The sequence below is a fragment of the Arthrobacter zhangbolii genome (genome assembly GCF_022869865.1).
GTDB classification, from domain to species: Bacteria; Actinomycetota; Actinomycetes; order Actinomycetales; family Micrococcaceae; genus Arthrobacter_B; species Arthrobacter_B zhangbolii.
This window is the reverse complement of record NZ_CP094984.1, coordinates 566080-585778: the sequence shown is the minus strand read 5'-3', so window position 1 is coordinate 585778 and position 19699 is coordinate 566080. Positions and strand designations below refer to the sequence as shown.

At 67.4% G+C, this 19699-nt stretch carries 18 protein-coding genes; 13 read left to right on the top strand and 5 right to left on the bottom strand.

Annotated elements, in window-relative coordinates; all coding sequences use genetic code 11:
• Positions 1–119: 119 nt before the first annotated feature.
• The 4 genes from MUK71_RS02795 to MUK71_RS02780 all read left to right on the top strand — a co-directional run bounded on the left by MUK71_RS02795 (position 120) and on the right by MUK71_RS02780 (position 4399).
• Positions 120–1820: a glycoside hydrolase family 13 protein gene (locus tag MUK71_RS02795; protein ID WP_244802818.1), complete on the top strand. Its 1701-nt coding sequence runs from the start codon at positions 120–122 to the stop codon at positions 1818–1820.
• Between the two features lie 38 nt (positions 1821–1858).
• Positions 1859–2884 carry a LacI family DNA-binding transcriptional regulator gene (locus MUK71_RS02790; protein WP_227905713.1) on the top strand — a complete coding sequence of 342 codons (1026 nt, stop codon included), beginning with the start codon at positions 1859–1861 and terminating at the stop codon, positions 2882–2884.
• 157 nt (positions 2885–3041) lie between these two features.
• The gene (locus MUK71_RS02785; RefSeq protein ID WP_227905710.1) at positions 3042–3413 is read left to right on the top strand and encodes a DoxX family protein; all 372 of its coding nucleotides are present in this window, start codon (positions 3042–3044) and stop codon (positions 3411–3413) included.
• The gene (locus MUK71_RS02780) at positions 3410–4399 is read left to right on the top strand and encodes a hypothetical protein (protein ID WP_227929211.1); all 990 of its coding nucleotides are present in this window, start codon (positions 3410–3412) and stop codon (positions 4397–4399) included. Before MUK71_RS02785 ends, MUK71_RS02780 begins: the two co-directional genes overlap by 4 nt.
• On the opposite strand, the gene zapE is transcribed toward MUK71_RS02780, so the two are convergent.
• Positions 4396–5466, bottom strand: coding sequence for a cell division protein ZapE (gene zapE, locus MUK71_RS02775; protein WP_227905706.1), 1071 nt, complete (start codon positions 5464–5466; stop codon positions 4396–4398). The genes MUK71_RS02780 and zapE overlap by 4 nt on opposite strands.
• 188 nt (positions 5467–5654) lie before the next feature.
• Here zapE and MUK71_RS02770 point away from each other — a divergent pair, with 188 nt between their 5' ends.
• Genes MUK71_RS02770 through MUK71_RS02760 form a run of 3 tightly spaced genes read left to right on the top strand, consistent with a single transcriptional unit; the run spans position 5655 to position 7253 of the window.
• Positions 5655–5945, top strand: a complete 291-nt coding sequence (locus MUK71_RS02770; RefSeq protein ID WP_227905704.1) for a DUF1540 domain-containing protein — start codon at positions 5655–5657, stop codon at positions 5943–5945.
• A gap of 2 nt (positions 5946–5947) precedes the next feature.
• Positions 5948–6856, top strand: coding sequence for an HNH endonuclease (locus MUK71_RS02765; protein ID WP_227929212.1), 909 nt, complete (start codon positions 5948–5950; stop codon positions 6854–6856).
• 13 nt (positions 6857–6869) lie between these two features.
• A complete protein-coding gene (locus MUK71_RS02760; protein WP_227905698.1) occupies positions 6870–7253 on the top strand; it encodes an RNA-binding S4 domain-containing protein in 384 nt (127 codons plus the stop codon).
• 18 nt (positions 7254–7271) lie between these two features.
• Here the strand turns inward: MUK71_RS02760 and scpC are convergent, their stop codons facing one another.
• Positions 7272–8798 carry a succinyl-CoA:acetate CoA-transferase ScpC gene (scpC, locus tag MUK71_RS02755; RefSeq protein WP_227905696.1) on the bottom strand — a complete coding sequence of 509 codons (1527 nt, stop codon included), beginning with the start codon at positions 8796–8798 and terminating at the stop codon, positions 7272–7274.
• Between the two features lie 170 nt (positions 8799–8968).
• Here scpC and MUK71_RS02750 point away from each other — a divergent pair, with 170 nt between their 5' ends.
• From MUK71_RS02750 to MUK71_RS02735, 4 genes are all read left to right on the top strand, one after another.
• Positions 8969–9754: a tyrosine-protein phosphatase gene (locus MUK71_RS02750; protein ID WP_227905694.1), complete on the top strand. Its 786-nt coding sequence runs from the start codon at positions 8969–8971 to the stop codon at positions 9752–9754.
• A 7-nt stretch (positions 9755–9761) separates the two neighbouring features.
• Positions 9762–11588, top strand: a complete 1827-nt coding sequence (gene nhaA / locus MUK71_RS02745) for a Na+/H+ antiporter NhaA (protein WP_227905691.1) — start codon at positions 9762–9764, stop codon at positions 11586–11588.
• 138 nt (positions 11589–11726) lie between these two features.
• The gene (locus MUK71_RS02740) at positions 11727–12197 is read left to right on the top strand and encodes a hypothetical protein (protein WP_244802816.1); all 471 of its coding nucleotides are present in this window, start codon (positions 11727–11729) and stop codon (positions 12195–12197) included.
• Positions 12198–12221: 24 nt separating this feature from the next.
• Positions 12222–12986: an SDR family NAD(P)-dependent oxidoreductase gene (locus MUK71_RS02735; RefSeq protein ID WP_227929214.1), complete on the top strand. Its 765-nt coding sequence runs from the start codon at positions 12222–12224 to the stop codon at positions 12984–12986.
• On the opposite strand, the gene MUK71_RS02730 is transcribed toward MUK71_RS02735, so the two are convergent.
• On the bottom strand, positions 12952–14208 hold the full coding sequence (locus MUK71_RS02730; RefSeq protein WP_227929215.1) for an MFS transporter: 1257 nt from the start codon (positions 14206–14208) through the stop codon (positions 12952–12954). The two genes, MUK71_RS02735 and MUK71_RS02730, sit on opposite strands and share 35 nt — an antisense overlap.
• Before the next feature lie 35 nt (positions 14209–14243).
• Positions 14244–14909: a peptidyl-tRNA hydrolase gene (locus MUK71_RS02725; RefSeq protein WP_227929216.1), complete on the bottom strand. Its 666-nt coding sequence runs from the start codon at positions 14907–14909 to the stop codon at positions 14244–14246.
• Positions 14910–15081: 172 nt separating this feature from the next.
• On the opposite strand from MUK71_RS02725, the gene MUK71_RS02720 reads away from it, so the two are divergent.
• Positions 15082–15915, top strand: coding sequence for a DUF1684 domain-containing protein (locus tag MUK71_RS02720; RefSeq protein ID WP_227929217.1), 834 nt, complete (start codon positions 15082–15084; stop codon positions 15913–15915).
• Positions 15916–16063: 148 nt separating this feature from the next.
• Positions 16064–16540: a hypothetical protein gene (locus tag MUK71_RS02715; protein WP_227905679.1), complete on the top strand. Its 477-nt coding sequence runs from the start codon at positions 16064–16066 to the stop codon at positions 16538–16540.
• Between the two features lie 55 nt (positions 16541–16595).
• Here the strand turns inward: MUK71_RS02715 and MUK71_RS02710 are convergent, their stop codons facing one another.
• Positions 16596–19619, bottom strand: a complete 3024-nt coding sequence (locus tag MUK71_RS02710) for an alpha-mannosidase (protein ID WP_227929218.1) — start codon at positions 19617–19619, stop codon at positions 16596–16598.
• Positions 19620–19699: the final 80 nt, after the last annotated feature.

Genomic DNA, 19699 nt, shown 5'->3' with positions numbered 1-19699 from the left:
TGAGGTTTTTCGGCCGTGAAAGGCACTTACGGAGGGGTTTACGCGGCCAAAAGGGGCACACGCGAAAACGCAATGGAAGCGTTTGCAGTTTTTTCGGGAATGCACCCTAGGATGTGGGCATGCTCAGTTCTGTACTCGACGATTCTTCGGCGCTCACCCTCGTTCATCCGTCCTCCGGAGACCGTGAATGGTGGCGCTCATCAGTGATCTACCAGATCTACCCGCGCTCCTTCCGGGACCTCAACGGGGACGGCGTCGGTGACCTGCAAGGCATCACCGCCGAACTGGCCACCCTGGCCGAACTGGACATCGACGCCGTCTGGCTCTCCCCCTTCTACCGCTCCCCGCAAAAGGACGCCGGCTACGACGTCGCCGACTACTGCTCCGTAGACCCCATCTTCGGCACCCTGGAGGACTTCGACGCCCTCATCACCGAAGCCTCCCGCCACCACATCCGCGTCATCGTGGACCTGGTCCCCAACCACTGCTCCGACGCCCACCCCCTCTTCCAGGCAGCCCTGGCCGCAGGACCCGGCTCCCCCGAACGCGACATGTTCATCTTCCGCGACGGCACCGGCGAAAACGGGGACACCCCGCCGAACAACTGGCAGTCCCACTTCGGCGGACCGGCCTGGACCCGCATCACCGAACCCGACGGCACCCCCGGACAGTGGTACCTGCACCTCTTTGACTCCTCCCAGCCCGACTTCAACTGGGACTCCCCCGCAGTGCACGCCGAATTCGAACGGATCCTGCGCTTCTGGCTGGACCGCGGCGTCGGCGGGTTCCGCGTGGACGTCGCCCACGCCCTGATCAAAAAGACCGGCCTGCCGGACTGGGGCGGACGCGCCGACGGATCCTCCTCCGAGGGCTACCCCGGCTCCGAAGCACCCATGTTCGGCCAGCCCGGCATCCACGACATCTACCGGTCCTGGCGCAAAATCCTGGACTCCTACGACGGAGACCGGGTGCTCTGCGCCGAAGCGACCATCGACCCGATCGAACGCCTCACCGACTGGGTACGCGCCGATGAGATGCACCAGACGTTCAACTTCGCCTACCTGCACCACCCCTGGCACGCCCCGGCACTGCGCCACGTCATCGAGTCCTCCCTGCGCGCCTTCGACCAGGTCGGCGCCCCCACCACCTGGGTGCTCTCCAACCACGACGTCGTCCGCCATGTCAGCCGCTTTGGTATCACCACGCATCAGGACCGGCCCGGTGACGGGATAGGAGCCGCCGACCCGCAGCCGGACCACGGGCTGGGTATCTCCCGGGCCCGCGCCGCCACGCTGCTGATGCTCGGCCTGCCCGGCGGCGTCTACCTCTACCAGGGCGAGGAACTGGGACTGCCGGACCACACCCGGCTTCCGGACGAGTTCCGCCAGGACCCCACCTTCCACCGCACCGCCGGGGAACGCCTGGGCCGGGACGGCTGCCGGGTTCCGCTCCCCTGGACGTCGGAGGCGCCCGCCCTCGGCTTCAGTGCTGCCGGCGGTTCCTGGCTCCCGCAGCCGGAGGAGTGGCAGCACCTGGCGCGGGACGTCCAGCGGCAGGACCGCGATTCGACACTGAACCTCTACCGGACGGCCCTGGATCTGCGCCGGAAGCTGGACCTGGGCAACGGTTCCCTCGCCTGGCTCACCGGATACCCGGACAGCGTGCTTGCCTACGTCAATGGCAACATCGCGGCCCTGATGAACATGGGCAGCGACGCCGTTCCCCTGCCCCAGGGAGAGCTGATTGCCTGCAGCCGCAACGGCGCTGTCTACGACGGCTTCCTGCTTCCCGACAACAGTGCCTGGGTTCGACTCGACTAAGCTGACCCCTGCCCGCCAAAGAGTAGAAGAGGGAAACCTTGCCAGGAATCAAAGAGGTAGCCGCCCGCGCCGGCGTCTCCTCGGCGACCGTTTCCCGCGCGCTCAGCGGCAACGGCGCCGTTTCGGAAGCGACGCGCCAACGGGTGCTCGGTGCTGCCGAGGAACTGGGTTTTGTCATTTCCTACAACGCCTCCTCCCTCGCCTCGGGGCGTACCCGCAATGTGGGAGTGGTGATGCCCAGCGTCGGCCGCTGGTACTTTGCCCAGGTGCTGGAAGGAGCTGCCTCGGCGCTGATCGAGGCAGGCTATGACCTAACGCTGTACAACACCAGCGACGGGCCCGGCCACCGGGAAAGCGTGCTCACTGAGATGCTCCGGCGCAAGCGGGTGGATGCAGTGATCACGGTCGCCCTGCGGCTGACCGAGGAGGAATTGGCCCAGCTTCGGGCCGTGGATAAGCCCATCGTGGCCATCGGCGGCCCGCTGCCCGGCACCACCACCATCCGGGTGGATGACGCCGGTATCTCCTCCCTGGCCACCCGGCATCTGATCTCCCTGGGGCACACCCGCATTGCGCACATCGGCGGCGGGGAGGAGCTGGAACGGGATTTCCAGCTCGGCGGCACCCGGCGCAACGGCTACGAATCCGCTATGCGGGACGCCGGGCTGACTCCGGAGGCAAGCTGGATCTCCAGTGCCGAGTTCTCAGTTGCCGGCGGGTTCCGGGCCGCCAAGGCCCTCCTCGCCCGGCCGGATGTGCGGCCCACCGCGGTTTTCTGCGCCGCGGATGAAATTGCCGTGGGTGCCATCCTCGCAGCCCGCGAACTGGGGCTCCGGGTCCCGGAGGATCTTTCAGTGATCGGGATCGACGGGCACGATATGGGTGAGGTCTTCGGCCTCACCACCATTGGCCAGGACCCCGTTGGGCAGGGCGCCGCCGCGGTGGCAGCGGTCCTGGCGCTGATGCAGAACGAACCGACGGACCCGCTGTGGGAATCGGGGTTCTATCCCACGGAGTTTGTGGTGCGCTCCAGCACGGCCGTGCCCGGCAGTCTGAGGGCCTGATGACAGCCGCAGACACCCCTTACGGGCCCGCGGCACGGCGGCCGCGCCACGCCCGTTATTGCGCAGTTCCCCGGCTGCAGACCATGCTTGGGTTGTTATGGTTTCACGGCGGTTCCTGCGCCGTCCCTGACCCTTTTACCGAGAAAGTCGCCCATCCATGCTGTCTCTGGTCCTATGGCTCGTCCAGCTGGTCCTGGCGTTACTTTTTGCCGGCGTCGGTTTTATGAAGATTACCCAGCGCCATAAACGGCTGGCCGAGAACCTGCGCTGGCCGGAGGATTTCCCGCCGGCCACCGTAAAACTCATCGGCATATTGGAAGTACTGGCTGCCGTGGGGCTGGTTGTCCCCGAGGCAACCGGGACCCTTCCCCTACTAACGCCATTGGCCGCTTCAGGGCTGACCGTGCTGATGGCGCTGGCCATCTTTGTCCATATGCGCCGCGGGGAACGGAACCGCATAGCGCTGGCGGCAATCCTCATGGTCCTGTCCCTGCTGGTGGCGCTGGGACGGTTCGGAGTCTTCGGGTGACGTCGCCTGCGAAGCATCCGCAGGAAACTCCGGGGCTGGGCGAAGTTATCGCAGAGCTTTACGCACTGCTGCCCTCGGATTTCACGGCGGCCCGGAATGCCAGGTCCGCTGCGGCAGGACGTGATGGCAACAAAGACCTCGCCCAACGGATCAAGCGGCTGCCGAAACCGTCCATGGCTGCGTGGCTGGTAAACCTGCTGGCCCACCGGCGTAGGGAGGAACTGGACGGCGTCCTGGAACTCGGGGCGGCGCTGCGCGAGGCACAGGAGGATCTGGACCAGAAGCAGCTGCGCAGGCTCAGCGTTGAACGCCAGCGGCTGCTGCGGGCGATTATCCGGGATGCCCGCGAGCTGGCCGCCGAGCTGGACCACCCGGTCAGCGAAGGCATCGCGGCCGAAGCGGAACAGACGCTGTGGGCTGCGATGGCCGATGCGGCTGCGTCCGACGTCGTGGCCAGCGGTCAGCTCGTCCGGTCGCTCCAGGCCAGCGGCTGGGAGGAGGTGGAGCTCCAGGACGCGGTCGCGGATGCAGGCTCGGTGAAGCACGGAGAGGGGCTCCGTCCCGGCCGGGGACGCGGACCGGACGCCGGCACATCGGGCCAGGGCACACCCGGAAAGAGCGCCGTAACCGACAGCGCCGCGGCGCGGCGGCGCCGGGCCGCGGCCGAGCGTGCCGTGGAAAAAGCCCGGCAGCATCTCGAGGAAGCGGAGGCCGGGGAGCAGGAAGCGCAGGACGCCCTGGACGCGGCCCAGCGGGACGTCGAGGAATCCGCCGCCCGGCGGGATGACCTTACCGATGAGATTGATGAGCTCCGCGAACGTATCCGGACCCTGGAGCGGGAGGTCGCTTCCGTGGACCGGCAATCCGGCAGGCTCGAACGCGTTCGGGACAACGCCCGGCGTACGGCCCGGGCGGCACGCCGGGCTGCGGAAAAGGCCCGGCAGAAGCTCACTGAGGCCAGCCAAACAGCAGAGACCGAGGCCTAGTCCGCGTCGGTGGGCTTCCGCTGCAGCATCCCGAACCTGCTTCTGATCCTGGCCAGGTCAGTGGGGTGCGCCGTTCCGGGAAAGACGCCGGAATAATCCGGCAGCCCGATAACGTCCAACCGGCAGCCGCCGTCGTAAAGCACGTCCACTACGTTCCCGAACCGCTGCCAGCCGTACGGGTTCGAGCCCGCGGTGGATGGCACGGAGGAAATCACCCAGTGCGGGTAGGTCCGCGAGAGCTGCAGATAGTCAGAGGTGGCCGACTGTGCGTGGCAGAGATCCTCGAAGTCGAACCACAGCTGCCCGGACGCAGCGCGCAGGGCCCGCAGCGCCCGGCTGCCGGGGGTGAGCGTCACCGACTCTCCGTGGGCGGGCGGCACCAGTCCTGCCCAGGCGAGGGACTCCGGGTTAGCTTGGCGCAGGTGGTGCCCGGCGGCGAACCCGGCCTTGGCCCCGTCCCGCGGCCTGTCGCGGTAATCCACGTTCCCGTCCAATGCCAGGACCTGCAGCTGATCGGTGATCATGGCGATGCCCGGTTCAAACAGATGGTGGAACATCGGATCCGGCAATAACTCCTGGGGAGCGTAGTTTGAGGTAGCTGCCAGGACTATCCCGCGGTCCAGGACGGTACGCAGCATCCGGGTGATGAATGCGGCATCCGCCGGGTCGTTGACGTGGAATTCATCAAAACACAGCAGCCGCACCGACCCCAGCATCTGCTCCAGGGCTGCTGCAAAGGCCGAGTCCTTCCGGTAGCCGGGAGCACCGTAACCCTGGAAAACCCGCTCATGGAGTTCACGAAAGAAATCATGGAAATGCAGGCGCCGCTTCTCCGGAACATCAACACCGTCATACAGGGCGTCCAGCAGCCAGGTTTTACCCCGTCCGGGAGGACCCCACAGGTACAGCGATGCAGAACCCGGTGCCGGGTCCAGGGAGAGAGCTGCGGCAGCGGCTGCGGATAGCGCCGGCAATACCGCCAGCTGGGCATCATCCAGGACCAGACCCTCCGCTTCGGCTCTGCTGCGGATGCTGTGGGCCACCTGTGCGGCCTGCGTTGCGGTCATACTCCCGTTCTACCCAACCCCGGCGCCGCACAACAAAACGACGCCGGTATGCACTCCCCGGCCGGCCAGGGCTCCGACGGGAAATAGGTGCAGCAAATTCGCCCTAATTATTCAGCTGCCACGGTGGTACGTTCGAAAGCCAGGCACGGAAAGATACCCCGCCACACCGGATACCCGCTGGAGGAATCATGACCGATCATGTTGCCCATGTGCAGGACTGCGCCGTTTCGAACTGCGACTTCAACCACGACGGGTGCACCGCCTACGCGATCACCGTGGGCGGGACACGTGACCATGCCAGTTGCTCCACCTTTATCGATACCTCGGCAACCGGCGGGCTGCCAAAGGTCCTGGCCCAGGTGGGCGCCTGCCAGCGCAATGAGTGCGCGTTCAACAATCACCTGATGTGTGATGCACATGACGTACGGGTGGGGCCGGGCGCGGAAATGGCCGACTGCCTGACCTACCAGCCGCGCTAACGGTGCGTTCGGTCCTGCTGGTCTGGGATACCGGCAGGCCGGATGCCTGGGCGAGCGGCTACGGGCCGGCTGTCGCCGCCGTGGCTGCCACCGGAGAATCCTCCTGGCGTTGCCCTCCGGCGCAGAACCTGCAGGCACCGGCAGCTCCGGGTGACGAGGTGTGGCTGTTTGCCGCCGGAAGCACTGCCGGCGGCGGGCTGCTGGGGCATGGATTCGTCCCGGGCGAGGCAGACGCGACGGGAGGCCCGGCAGCAGGCAGTGCCGGGGCAGGGCAGATCCGCTTTGACCTCCTGCTGCCGCTGGGGGAACACCTGCCGGTCGCTGATCTCCGGACCGCCGTACCCGAAGTCGGCTGGGGCGCGCTGAGGACCGGTGGAACCGTTCCGCCTGCGGGCCTTCCGCCGCTGCGGCGGGCATGGTCGGTACATCTGGCATCACTGGACCTCGCCCACACGGATCCGCTCGCTCCCCTGCCCGGCACCACGGACCCGCGGGTCCGCTCTGCCCGGCCGGTGAACCGCTATGAGCATGACGCCGCCGCGCGCCGGGTGTGCCTGGCCTTTCACGGCGGCTCCTGCGCCGCCTGCGGAATCGTGCCGCGGGAGCGTTACGGCCCGGGCGCGGAACACGTGCTGCAGATCCACCATCTTCTCCCCGGAGCAGATCTGTCCGACGGGTATGAGCTGGACCCGGTGTCTGATCTGGTGCCGCTCTGCCCCACCTGCCATGCCGTGGCGCATACCCGGGTTCCCGTCCCCTACACACCCGCCGAAGTGCGCCGCATGCTGGCCGGCGGGCAGGACACGGGCGGTTTTGCCCCGCCCGCAGCGGGTCCGGTGCCGGGAAGCGTGGTGAACGCGCATCAGCAGCAGTCCCTGGAGGACGCCGCCAAGCTGCGCGGACTTCGTTAGACTCGGAGGCTCCATGAGCATTCCAGCAAGCACTTCCAAGACCGTACGGCTCGACGCCTGGCTGTGGGCGATACGCGCCTACAAAACCCGTTCCGCTGCCACCGCAGCCTGCCGCGCCGGCCACGTCCGGCTGAACGGCAGCCCGGCCAAGGCGGCGCATTCCGTGCAGCCCGGGGACACCATCAGGGTGCGCCAGCCCGGCTTTGAACGGATCCTGGAAGTCCGCCAGCTGATCAGCAAGCGTGTGGGGGCCGAGGCGGCGTCGCACTGTTTTGTGGACCATACCCCGCCGCGCCCCGCCGTTCCTGCGCTCGGAATTCCGGTCCGGGACCGCGGTGCCGGCCGTCCCACCAAGCGGGACCGCCGCGAACTGGACCGGCTGCGCGGCGGGAGCTGACCCGCCGCGACACCTGGCCTAGAGGCCTGCCGTTGCCGGCAGGCTCGTGCCGGTTTCCACAAAACGGTGATGGAAGGACAGGGATTCATCGAGCAGGTGCGGAGTGTGCTTGCCGAAGCTCTCCCGGCTGGCGCGGTCGAAGTAGTCCTGCAGCAGGGGCTGGAAGTCCGGGTGGGCGCACTTTTCAATGATCGTGCGGGCACGCTGCTTGGGTGAAAGTCCGCGCAGATCCGCGAGCCCGCGCTCGGTGATGATGAGCATCGTGTCGTGCTCGGTGTGGTCCACGTGTGCCGCCATGGGCACAATGCCGGAAATCTTTCCGCCCTTCGCGGTGCTAGGGGACATAAAGGCGGAGAGGAAGCCGTTGCGGGCAAAGTCCCCGGACCCGCCGATGCCGTTCATCATGGCAGTGCCGGCCACGTGGGTGGAGTTCACGTTGCCGTAGATGTCCGCTTCGATCATCCCGTTCATGGCAATGCAGCCCAGCCGGCGGATCAGCTCGGGATGGTTGGAAATCTCCTGGGTGCGCAGGATGATCCGTTCGCGGTAGAAGTCGATGTTGGAGTTGAACTCCTCGATTCCGGCCGGGCTCAGCGAGAAGGACGTTGCTGACGCCACGCGGATGACGCCGTCGCGGATCAGGTGCAGCATGCCGTCCTGGATCACCTCGGTGTACGCCGTCAGTCCGGTGTAACCCGCTGTGGAAAGCCCGGCGAGCACGGCGTTGGCAATGTTGCCTACCCCGGACTGCAGGGGCAGCAGCTTATCCGTCAGCCGTCCGGCCTTGATCTCGCTGTCGAAGAAGTCCAGCAGGTGCCCGGCAATCTGCTGGGAGGTTTCATCCGGGGCGGCAAAGGGCGTCATCCGGTCCGGGGCGTCGGTTTCCACCACGGCAATGACCTTCTCCGGGTCCAGGCGCAGGTACGGCTCGCCGATCCGGTCATCCGGGTTCACCAGCATGATGGGCTTGCGGTGCGGCGGCAGTGCCGTGCCGTAGTAGACGTCGTGCATGCCGTCCATGGCCTCGGGCTGCTGGAGATTGACCTCGAGGATGATCTTGTCCGCCTGCTCAATCCAGGTTTTGTTGTTTCCCACCGAGGAGGAGGGGATGAGGCTGCCGTCCTCATTGATGCCCACCACCTCGATGACGGCCAGGTCCACGTGCCCGTAGAACCCGAACCAGGTGTACTGGGCCACGTGGCCGAGGTGGATGTCGATGTACTCGAGTTCGCCGTCGTTGATCCGCTTCCGCAGCGTGGGATCGGACTGGTAGGGCAGGCGCAGCTCCATGCCGCCGGCCTTGGCCAGGACACCGTCCAGTTCCGGCGCAGTGGAGGCCCCGGTCAGCACCTTGATCTGAAAGTCTTCGCCCCTGGCATGCGCCGCTTCCATCTGGGCTGCGAGCGCCCCCGGCACGGCCTTGGGATACCCCGCCCCGGTGAAGCCGCTCATGGCCACCGTCATTCCCGGCCTGATCATGGCCGCGGCCTGCTCTGCTGACATAACGAGGTTTTGGAGTCCGGGATGGGCAATGCGACGGTGCATGGAGAGGGCCTTTCAGAGAACTTGATCAATTCACCCTATCTCCCTGTGAGCCGTGCCTCATACTCGGGTGTCCGCGCACACTTTTCCAAGCGGTCCTAAGATGGTCCCAAACGTTCCACGGCCCCAGCCACAGCCGGGCGCGCCACCGTTGCCGGAAGGAAAACCCGCCCATGTCCGAAGCAACCCGTCCAGCCTCTGCGTCCGCCCCCGCTCCAGCCCCGCTGGCGAATCTGCGTGACCTGGGCGGTATCCCGGTCCGGGGCGGACGCATCCGCCCCGGCCTTGTCCTGCGCTCGGACGACGTCGCCACCACCACACCCGCCCAGGTCGCCGAGCTGGTGGAGGCGGGCCTGTCCACCATCATCGACCTGCGTTCCGCGCAGGAGGCGCAGCGCACCGGACGCGGCCCGTCGGCGGATCATCCGCTCCGGTATCTGGCGCTGCCCCTGACCGATGCGGAGGCCGCGCCCCCGGAGCTGGCCGGACAGTTCCTTGCGTCCGTCCGCACCCCCGAGCATGTGGGCCAGTGGTACGCCAAAATCTTTACCGGCCGGAAGGAAGCCCTTGTCCGGGGACTGGAGGCGGTGGCCGATGCCCCCGGCACGGTGCTGTTCCACTGCGCTGCCGGCAAGGACCGGACCGGGATGTTTGCAGCCGCCCTGCTCGCCGTGCTGGGTGCCGATCCCGAGGACATTGCCGATGACTACTCCCTGACCCAGGACCGCATGCCGGAGGTTTACCGGAGGATGGGCCTTGCCGAGCTCAGCGCCGGCGCAGACATTCCCCTGGACCACCCCGTGCTGGCCGCCCATCCGGCGGCAATGCGGACCATGCTCGCCGTTCTGGACTCACATTCCGGCGGGATCACCGGGGTGCTGCGTGCGGGCGGGCTGACCACGGACCTGGCCGGCCGGCTGCACGGCAAACTGGTGCAGCCGGTCCCCTCAGGGCTCTAGGCTCCCGGTGCCCCGCCGTTCAGGCCGGTCCACCAGCCTCGCGGCACCGTCTGGCGGCGGGTCTGCGGACAAACGGCCTGCAGCCCTGCTGCTACTGGCCACCGTGCTGGCGGTGGCTTGGGCGAATGCACCGTTCGCGGCCTCCTATGAGGAGTTCTGGCACTCCACCGCCGAACTGCGTGCCGGCGGCATGGTTCTGGAGCTGACCTTCCGGGAACTGGTCAATGATGCGCTGATGGCCGTGTTCTTTTTTGTGGTGGGCCTGGAGGTGCGGCGGGAGTTCGCCCTCGGGGAGCTGACCAACCGTGCCCGGGCAGCGGTTCCGGTGGCTGCTGCTGCCGCGGGTCTGCTGGTGCCGGCACTGATTTTCCTGCTGTTCACCGCCGGCACCGGCAACGCCGCCGCGTGGGGCGTTGTCATCTCCACCGACACGGCCTTCCTGCTCGGGGCACTGGCCATTGCCGGCCCCCGGTTCCCCGGCCGGCTGCGGATTTTCCTGCTGACCCTGGCGGTGGTGGATGATGTCGCCGCACTGAGCATCATTGCCCTGGTCTATACGGCGCGGCTGGAGTGGGTGCCGCTGCTGCTGGCCCTGCTCGGGCTGGCCGCGGTGTACTGCGCCCGGTACCTGCCCGCCGGGCGGGGTCCCGCCTACGCAGGGTTGGCGGTGCTCACCTGGCTGGCGTTCTACGCGTCCGGGGTGCATCCAACGCTGGCCGGTGTAGGCATTGCCCTGCTGGTTCCCGTTTTCCAGCCGGGCCGGCGGGAGGTTGAAGATGCGGTGCAGCTGGCACAGGTCTTCCGCCAGTCCCCCAATTCGGGGTATGCCCGGGCGGCGGCGTCCGGGCTTCGCGAGTCCATTTCCATCAACGAGCGGTTGCACGGCGCGTACACGCCCTACGTCAATTACGCCATCCTGCCGCTGTTCGCCCTTGCCAATGCCGGTGTGCGGCTTGACCGCTCCACGGTGGCATCCGCCGTGACCTCGCCCCTGGTCTGGGGCATCATCTGCGGTCTGGTGCTGGGAAAATTCCTTGGCATTTTCGGTGCTTCCGCGGTGCTGCGCAGATTGGGCGCCGGGGAATTCGGTCCCGGCCTGACACTGGGACGGATTGCCGGCGGGGCTGCCCTTTCCGGTATCGGCTTCACCATTTCCCTGTTCATCATCGGTCTCGCCATCCCGGACCCCGCCGTGCAGAACGAGGCACGCGTGGGTGTCCTGGCCGCATCGGTGCTGGCATTCGCCGCGGGTACCCTCATCTTCAGGATTGTGGAACGGAGCCCCGCTGTTCCTCCCGGACAGGTCCTGGCCAGACCCGTTGATGCTTCCCGGGACCATGTTGCCGGCAACCCGGACGCACCGCTGACCCTGGTGGAATACGGTGATTACGAGTGCCCGTTCTGCAGCCGTGCCACAGGCGCCATCTCCGAGGTGCGCCGCCACTTTGGCTCCGAGCTGCGCTACGTCTGGCGGCATTTGCCACTGACGCGGGTGCACCCGCACGCGGTTGCCGCGGCAGAGGCGGCCGAAGCGGCACATCGGCAGGGACAGTTCTTTCCCTACAGCGCCTACCTTTTCGAACATCAGGAGCAGCTGGACCCTGAAGATCTGCTCACGGCGGCAGAGACCCTGGGGCTGGATCCGGACCGGTTCGAAGCGGACCTGCGCTCAGCAGACATCCGTAACCGGGTGTTGGATGATGCCCTGGACGCCGAGTCCATGGACCTGCACGGCACGCCCACCTTCTTCATCGGCAACCGGCGGCACCACGGCCCCTATGACTCCGCCACCCTCATCCGGTTGCTGGAGGCTGACCGGCCACAGGAAGTTTGAACCTGCCCGCCGGCAGTATCCGCCCCCGCCGGCAGTATCCGCCACCGGTTACCCGGGCCACCGGGCCGGCGCGGCGCTACTCTGGGCCCGGCAACCGGAATAGGCAACCGGAATAAGGGTAGGGAAGGGTGGCACCAGGTGAGCCAGTATCAGGAGAACGGCGGCGGGCAGGATCCCGAGGGGCGGGGCACGCCTCCGCAGCAGCCCCCACCCCTTCCGCCCGGGGAATATCCCGGGCAGACCGCCGGCCGGGAACCGGGTTACCCCGGCCAGCAGCCCGGCCAGCCGGGCTATCCCGTCCAGCCCTACGGACAGCCCCCGCAAAATCCGGGAATGGTGCTGGGCGTTGTGGGCCTGGTGCTGGCATTTTTCCCCGTGGCCAACATTGCGGGCCTGATCGTGAGCATCCTGGGCCTGCGTAAATCCCGCCGGGCCAACATGGGAAACATCCCCGCGGTCATCGGTATTGTGCTCTCGATCCTGTCCATCCTCGGAACGATCATTTTCGGGATCTTCTTCTTTACCGTGATCGCGCATCTGGTTGAGGTCTGCAATGACCTGGGCCCGGGTGAGCATTTCGTGGACGGCGTCACATATACCTGTGGTTAGACCCGGCCCGGTACGCTCGCGTGCATGAGTACACACAGCCTGGTCACCGGCGCCGGCCGGGGCATCGGTTCAGCCATTGCAGCCGCACTTGCGGGAGCCGGTCACCGCGTGGCGGTCCACGCCGGTCATGACGCCGAGGCGGCGGGCAAGGTGGCAGCTTCCCTGCCCGGCAGCGGCCACACCGTCGTCATCGGGGATCTCTCCACTGCGGCCGAATGCGCACGGGTCTTCCGGGAGGCTGCTGACCGGTTGGGTGGGCTGGATGTGCTCGTGAACAACGCCGGAACCTACCGGCCCCATCCTGTGCCGGGCACCTCCTATGCCAACTGGCAGGATGTGTGGCAGCAGACCATGAACCTCAACCTGTTTGCTCCCGCGAACCTGAGCTGGCTGATGGCGGACCACCTGATCAACCGCCCGCAGGACGGCGGGGGCGGCCGCGGCCGGATTGTGAATGTTGGCTCCCGCGGCGCGTTCCGCGGCGAAGCCGAGACGCCGGCCTACGCAGCCAGCAAAGCCGGCCTGCATGCCCTCACCCAGTCACTGGCCGTGGCGCTGGCGCCGCACGGAATAGTCTCCACCGCCGTTGCCCCCGGCTTCGTGGACACCCGGATGGGCCGCCCGGCACTGGAAGGAGAGAGTGGCGTCGCCATCCGTGCACAGAGTCCGTTCAACCGCGTGGCCGAACCCGAAGAGGTCGCTGCCGCGGTCCTGTGGCTGGCCGGTGACGCCCCGGAGTGGGTGAGCGGCACCATCATTGACGTGAACGGGGCTTCGTACCTCCGCTAGCCAGTTCGTCGTCAACGTACCCGGGAGCGGCCGCGATGATTCCCGCGCCAACCATCACCGCCGCCGAAGCGATCAGCAGCGCCAGCGGCAGCGTCCAGCTGCCGGAAATGTCGTGGAGGGCACCGATGGCGAAGGGACCCATGGCCGCCAGCAGGTAGCCCACCGGCTGGATGAAGCCGGAAAGCCGTGCGGTAACCTGCGGCTCCCGGGACCGGGCGGTGATCAGCGCCAGCGCCGTCGGGAAGGCGAAACCGCCAACTCCCAGGCACACGGCCCAGAGCCAGGGCAGGGTGTCCGGCGCCAGCAGCAGCCCCGAGTAGCCGGCAACCATACAGATGCCGAGTCCGACAATGTAGGACCGCAGCCGCGGTGAGCGTGCCACCAGGACAGGCATAAGCAGCCCGCCGGGAATGCCCAAGCCGGCAATGATGGCTGCCATCAGCGCGGCTTGGCCCTGCCCGAGTCCGGCGTCCCGGTAGATCTGGGCTGCCCAGCCGAACTGGACGTAGGCATGCATTGACTGCACGCCGAAGAAAATGCTGAGGGCGACGGCGATGCGTGAGGAGCGCATTTTGGCCCCCGTCCGCGTCCTGCGGGCAGTGGCCACCGGATCCCGTCCGGCCCGCCACATCAGGAAAACCCACGGGATAAAGGCCAGCAGGGCCACGGCGCCCCAGATCCCGAGGCTCAGCCGCCAGCCCTGAGGGCCCGTACCCGCCAGCACGCCGCCGAACAGCAGTGGAAGGGTGGCACCCAGCGCCAGGCTGGTGCCATAGACGGAGTTCAGGAGGGGAAGCCGCCTGCCGCCGTGGCGTTTGATGAAGGCGGGAACCAGGATGTTGCCGATGGCCATGCCGGCAAAGGCCAGCACCGTCAGCAGCATAAACAGCACCGCTGTTCCGACGACGGCGCGCACCAGCAGGCCCGCCGCCACCACACCCAGGGCGAGGACCACGGCACCGTTGATTCCGGTCCTGCGTGAGAGGGCAACAGCGAAGGCACCCACGGCCGCGAACGTCAGCCCGGGCAGTGCGGTCAAAACACCGGCAGCCGTGGCGTCCAATCCCAGCGCGGCCTGCAGTTCGGCCAGCACCGGACCCACTGAGGACGCCCCGGGCCGCAGGTTCACTGCCACCAGGATTACCGCGAGGAGCACCATCCAGAACGGGAGCGGACGCCCACGTCCGGTGTTTTTTGCCGGCGTCCGCTGGGTCTCGCTCATCGGCTCTTTCTATCACGGACCCCGGCGGCAGTCCGTCAGGCGGTCGAGGCTGCGGCCGAACCTGCGTCCGCCCGGGCGACAAAGGCCGTGGCGGTGTCCGGTGCTATTTCGGTCATCCCCGCATCAACAATCAACGGCCCTGCCCCAGGCCCTGCCGCCAGCTCCGTGAACCGGGCGCCGGGGATGAATTGGACCGCAGCCGGCCAGCCGGCGTGTTCCCACGCGAGCTGCTCGGGGAGGGGCAGCGCCAGGTACCAGGACAGCAGGGCATGGGCTGCCTGTGCCGCCGCCTTGCCGGTGGACATCTCCAGATCCAGGTTCAGGATGACGCAGGGCGCAGTATCCGGCTGAGGTGCAGGCGGCTCATCGGGCAGCTGGGTGCCGGAGACCTGCAGTTTGGCCAGCTTTTTCGGCATCTCCCCGTAGGTAACCGGCTCGAAGGCAATGGCCTGTGCCCGTCCCACGGACACTGGGCCCGAGGGCGCCTCGGCTGCCAGGCGCTCGAAGGTACTGGGATTAGCCCGGCGGACGGTCTTGGTGAACCGTCCGTACAGCCAGTTCTCCCACGCCTGGCTGTCCTGGGTTGCCGCATAGGACCGCAGACTGGCCACGGCGGCTGCCGCTACGGCATCGCGGTGGGCGGCAGGCTCGGACTTATCCACGAGCAGGACAATGGGCTGAACTTTGTCGAACGGCTGCATCCTTCCAGTTTTCCATGCACGGGGCAGCTCCTGATCCCCGCCGGCCGGAGCCACCGGGTTTTGCCCGCCGGGAACAGTCCGCAGGAAACAGCCCGCCGCTCCAAAGATGACCGGCGCCAGGGTGATCGGTCATGCTGGGACAGAACGGCACCGGCAGGGCGGAGGAGGATTCGTGGACCAGACAGAAGCAGCAACGGCACGGCGGGAATGGGAGATGTTCCGGCAGCGGCGCGAAGCAGACCTGAAGCAGGACCACGGATGGCTGAGCCTCACCGGCTTCCATTGGCTGCCGGACTCCCCTGCCGCCCTGGGCACGCTGCCGGGATTGTGGTCCGCAACCGGTGACCAAGCGGCCCTGGCCGCCCGTCCCGGGGACGGGGTGGCGTTTGTGGAGACCGGGCGGCCGGTGGACGGACTGTTCACCGCATCCCTGGACGATGAGGAGTCGCTGCTGTGGGTCCGGTACGGCGGGCCGGACGGCCACCGCGTGGTTGTGGAACTGGCGAGGCGCGGCGGACGTTACGCTGTGCGCCCGCGGGATGCGGAATCACCGGTGGCAGTTTCCTTCAGCTCAGTGCCTGTCTATGACTATGCCCCCGGGTGGGTTCTCCCCGGTCGCTTCGAGCCCTACCCCCGGCCCGTGGACGTGGCCATTCACACCGCCCATCCGCAGGTCCCGGGAACCCAGCGATCAGTGGGTGAAGTGGTGTTTTCCCTGCCGGGAGCCGCTGCGGAGCTTCGCCTGCAGGTCAGCGCGGCCGGACCGGGCAGGCTCAACCTGACCTTCCATGACGAGACCAACGGCGCTGCCACGGCCGGGTGGCGCAGCCTGACTTTCCCGGCACCCAACGGCGGGGCGGCAGCCGGTCCGCTGGTCCTCGATTTCAACCGGGCCGTGAACTATCCCAGCGCGTTTACCGAGTTCGGCACCTGTCCCATGCCGGTCGAGGGCAACCGGATCCCCGCCGCCGTAGAGGCGGGGGAAAAGCGCCCGGACGCTGCCTGAAAGCGGCCGGGCGCCGCCTGGGATCTGCCCGGCCGCTGCTGCCCGGGGCCTGCCTGTAGCCGGCCCGGGACATGCCTCTGGACGGTTACCGGACCAATGTTGTCCCTTCCCCTGCCGCTGGCCGGACAGCGGCGGTAGCGTTGCCGCCATGAACGATCGTCAACCCCAGCGGCACAGCTCCGAGAAGGCGGTGCCGGGCACTGCACCGGCGGCGAAACGCGGTGCCGGCAAAAACCCGGCCGCCGATCGTGAAGCTGAGAAGCAGTGGCAGGTTATGGAGCGTGAAGGCGGCCTTTTCACCGTGGCCGAGATAGCGCAGCGGCTGGGGTTCGGAGGCGGGCCCAATGCCATGGCAAGGCAGCTGACCGGGAAGGGACGTGTTCTCGCCGTAAAGCGTGGCGAACACTTCCTGTATCCAGGGTTCCAGTTCGATTCGGCGAGCGCCCGGGTCATCCCCGCCGTCAAGGACGTGATCCGGATGGGTCGCTACGCGGGTTGGCCGGATGAACAGATTGCGCTGTGGTTCTTCACGCCCAACCGGCAGCTCTCCGGCAAACGCCCCGTGGACGTGCGCACCAACGAGGAACAGCTGCTGAGCGTGGCGGAAGAGAACATCGCAAAGTAGCCGGCACCGGGCCCGCTGTGGTCTCAGCTCCCCCACGGGCAGGCGCGGCAGTCCGTCAGTCCCGGCGGAATCGCAGGGTGACCAGTTCAAAGGGCCGCAGCCGCAGCACCGCGTCGGAGTCCCGCGACGCTGCACCGGAGAGCACCTCCGACTCCACCGGACGCTCCAGCAGATCGGCAGCCCAGGCGGCCACGTACTCGAATCCCGTCCGCAACCGCGCCTCCGCCCGGCTGCCGTGTGCCTCGTAGAGACGGACCACCACATCTCCGCTGCGGTCCTCCGCCAGCTTCACGGTCTCCACCACCACTGCAGGATTATCCGTAGTAAGCAGCGACGGCAGATCCGCCGCAGCGATGCCGGTGACGGTGCGCAACGGAAGATTGAGCCGGTAGCCCTCCGCCACGGCGTCGGGAATCTCCGCTGCCGGCCGCAGCGAATACCGGAACCGGTGTACTCCCTGATCGGAGTCCGGATCCGGGAACAGCGGCGCGCGCAGCAGCGAAAGCCGCAGGACGGTGCAGCTCCTCCCGTCCGAAACCTCCCGGAAGGTGTCATGCCCGTACGTCGAATCATTGGCCACCGCAACACCGAAGCCGGGCTCCCCCACGTGAATCCACCGGTGCGCCACGGTTTCAAACCGTGCCGCGTCCCAGGACGTGTTTGCATGCGTTGGCCGGAAGATGTGCCCAAACTGGATTTCCGACGCCACCCGGTCAGCATGGACGTCCAGCGGGAAGGCGAGCTTGAGCAGTTTCTGCCGCTCATGCCAGTCCACCTCAAGGTCCAGGTCCACCGCCGATCCGTCAGGGCTCAGTGCCACCCGCTCCGTGATCCGTGAATGACCGAAGCTCCGCTCGATCCTCAGCACCCGTCCGCCGTCCTCGGATCCCATGGCATCCGGTTGCATCAGGTCGGTGCTGCTGAACCGGTAATGGGCATCCAGGTCCCAGGCATCCCACTGGTTGGGGGTGTCCCGGAAAAGCTGGAAAAGGTTGCCCGGGCGTCCCGGCGGGAAAACCTCCCGCCCGGAGCCGGACTCCACAAGGGAGGTAAACAGGCCCTCTGCACTGACCTGCAGCCCCAGCCTGCCGCTGCTGATGCTCCAGCCGTCCCCGGACGGTTCCCACCGCCACAGTCCCGGGTCCGGGACAGGTCCGGCACCGGATGCCGGCACACCCTGCACCGGATAGGGCCCGGCGTTCAGAACCGCAGTACGGCTGCCGGATCCCAGCAGGGCCCGGGCCGCGGTGCCGATCAGTTCCGTCAGCTGCCGGCCTACCCGGGCATAGTTCCGCTCCGCTTCCCGGTGCACCCAGGCAATCGAAGTGCCCGGCAGGATGTCGTGGAACTGCTGCAGCAGCACCGTCCGCCAGGCCTCTTCAAGTTCCCGGTAGGGGTACTCGGCACCGGCACCGACGGCGGCGGCGGTGCACCACACTTCGACCTCGCGCAGCAGTGACTCGCTTTGCCGGTTGCCCTTCTTCGTGTTGGCCTGGCTGGTGTAAGTGCCGCGGTGGAATTCCAGGTAGAGCTCCCCGGACCAGACCGGCGGATCAGCCAGTTCCTCCTCGGCCGCGGTAAAGAACCTTTCCGGGCTGGACAGCCGGACCGACGGTGATCCCTCCAAGGACTGCGTGCGGTACGCGGCGGCAAGCATTTCCCGGGTGGGACCGCCCCCGCCGTCGCCCCAGCCGAAGGGAATCAGGGAGGTGTTGGCGAAACCTCTTTCGGCAAACTGACGCTGCGCCAGGGCCAGTTCGCGCCCGGACAATTCGGAGTTGTAGGTGTCCACAGGCGGGAAATGGGTGAACAGCCGCGTGCCGTCGATGCCTTCCCAGAGGAAGGTGGAATGCGGCATCGTGTTTGTTTCATTCCAGGAGATCTTCTGTGTCAGGAACCAGCGCGATCCCGCTGCCCGGGCAATCTGCGGCAGGGCCGCCGAGTAGCCGAAGGAGTCCGGCAGCCACACCACCTCCGGGTCCACCCCGAACTCCTCGATGAAGAACCGCTTGCCCGCCACGAACTGGCGGGCCAGGGACTCCCCGCCGGGCATATTGGTGTCCGACTCAACCCACATACCGCCGGTGGGCACAAACCGTCCCTCCCGCACCCGCGCCGCCACGCGGGCGAACAGGTCCGGGTAGTACTCCTGCAGCCAGGCATACTGCTGCGCCGAGGATGCCGTGAAAACGAACTCCGGATCTGCGTCCATCAGCTCCAGGACGTTGGCGAACGTGCGCGCCACTTTCCGGACCGTTTCACGTACCGGCCACAGCCAGGCCGAGTCAATGTGCGCGTGCCCGACGGCGTGTACCCGATGTGCGCTGGCGTAGGCAGGAAGAGACAGGACCCGTGCCAGCTGCTGCCGCCCGGCAGCAGCTGTTCCGGAAACATCGGCGGGGTCCACGGCGGTCACGGCCCGTTCCATCGCCCGCAGGATTTCGTGCCGCCGGGGCAGGTCCATCGGCAGTTCATGCATCAGCCCGTTCAGCGTCCAAAAATCCCGGGCCAGGTTCCACACACCGGCGTCCAGCACGGCCACGTCAGCGGAACGAAAGATGTAGAGCGGCGCGGTCCCCGCCGTCCTCCGGTCACCCAGCGGTGTCGGCGCGAAACTGAATCCCGCTGCCACGTTGGGATTCGATGCAGCTTCGACATAAAACCCGAAGGGCATCCCGGGTTCCCGCGGCAGAGGAATGTGCAGGTTCCGCGGTTCCACGGCTTTTACGATGCTGCCATCCGGCCGGTAGACCAGTGCCTCGGCCCCGAATCCCGGGCCGCCGTCGCTGAAGCCCAGATCCAGGAGCAGCTCCGGGCGGTCCCCGTCCTGCAGCTCCCAGTCCGCCGGCACCGTGCCGGAAACGTGGAACCAGGTGGTGCCCCACGGGGCGCCCCAGGAGGTGCCGGTGCTGAACGGCGTGAACTGCCCGACCACGGCCACCTCGAAGGGCTCGGGTTCACCGGGCAGGTCCAGGGCGGTGAGGTCCGCCGGACGCCGGTCCCGCCAGATACTCCCGGTGAGGCGGTCACGGAGGAACCTGCTGATCCGGGCTTCCACCAGTTCGCGGTTGTTATGCATCGCGGTACGCCCTTTCATTCCCGCTCGGCGCGAGAGGACCCCGAGGCTACGGCAGGACGCAGCCCGAGCCGTGTGCCTGC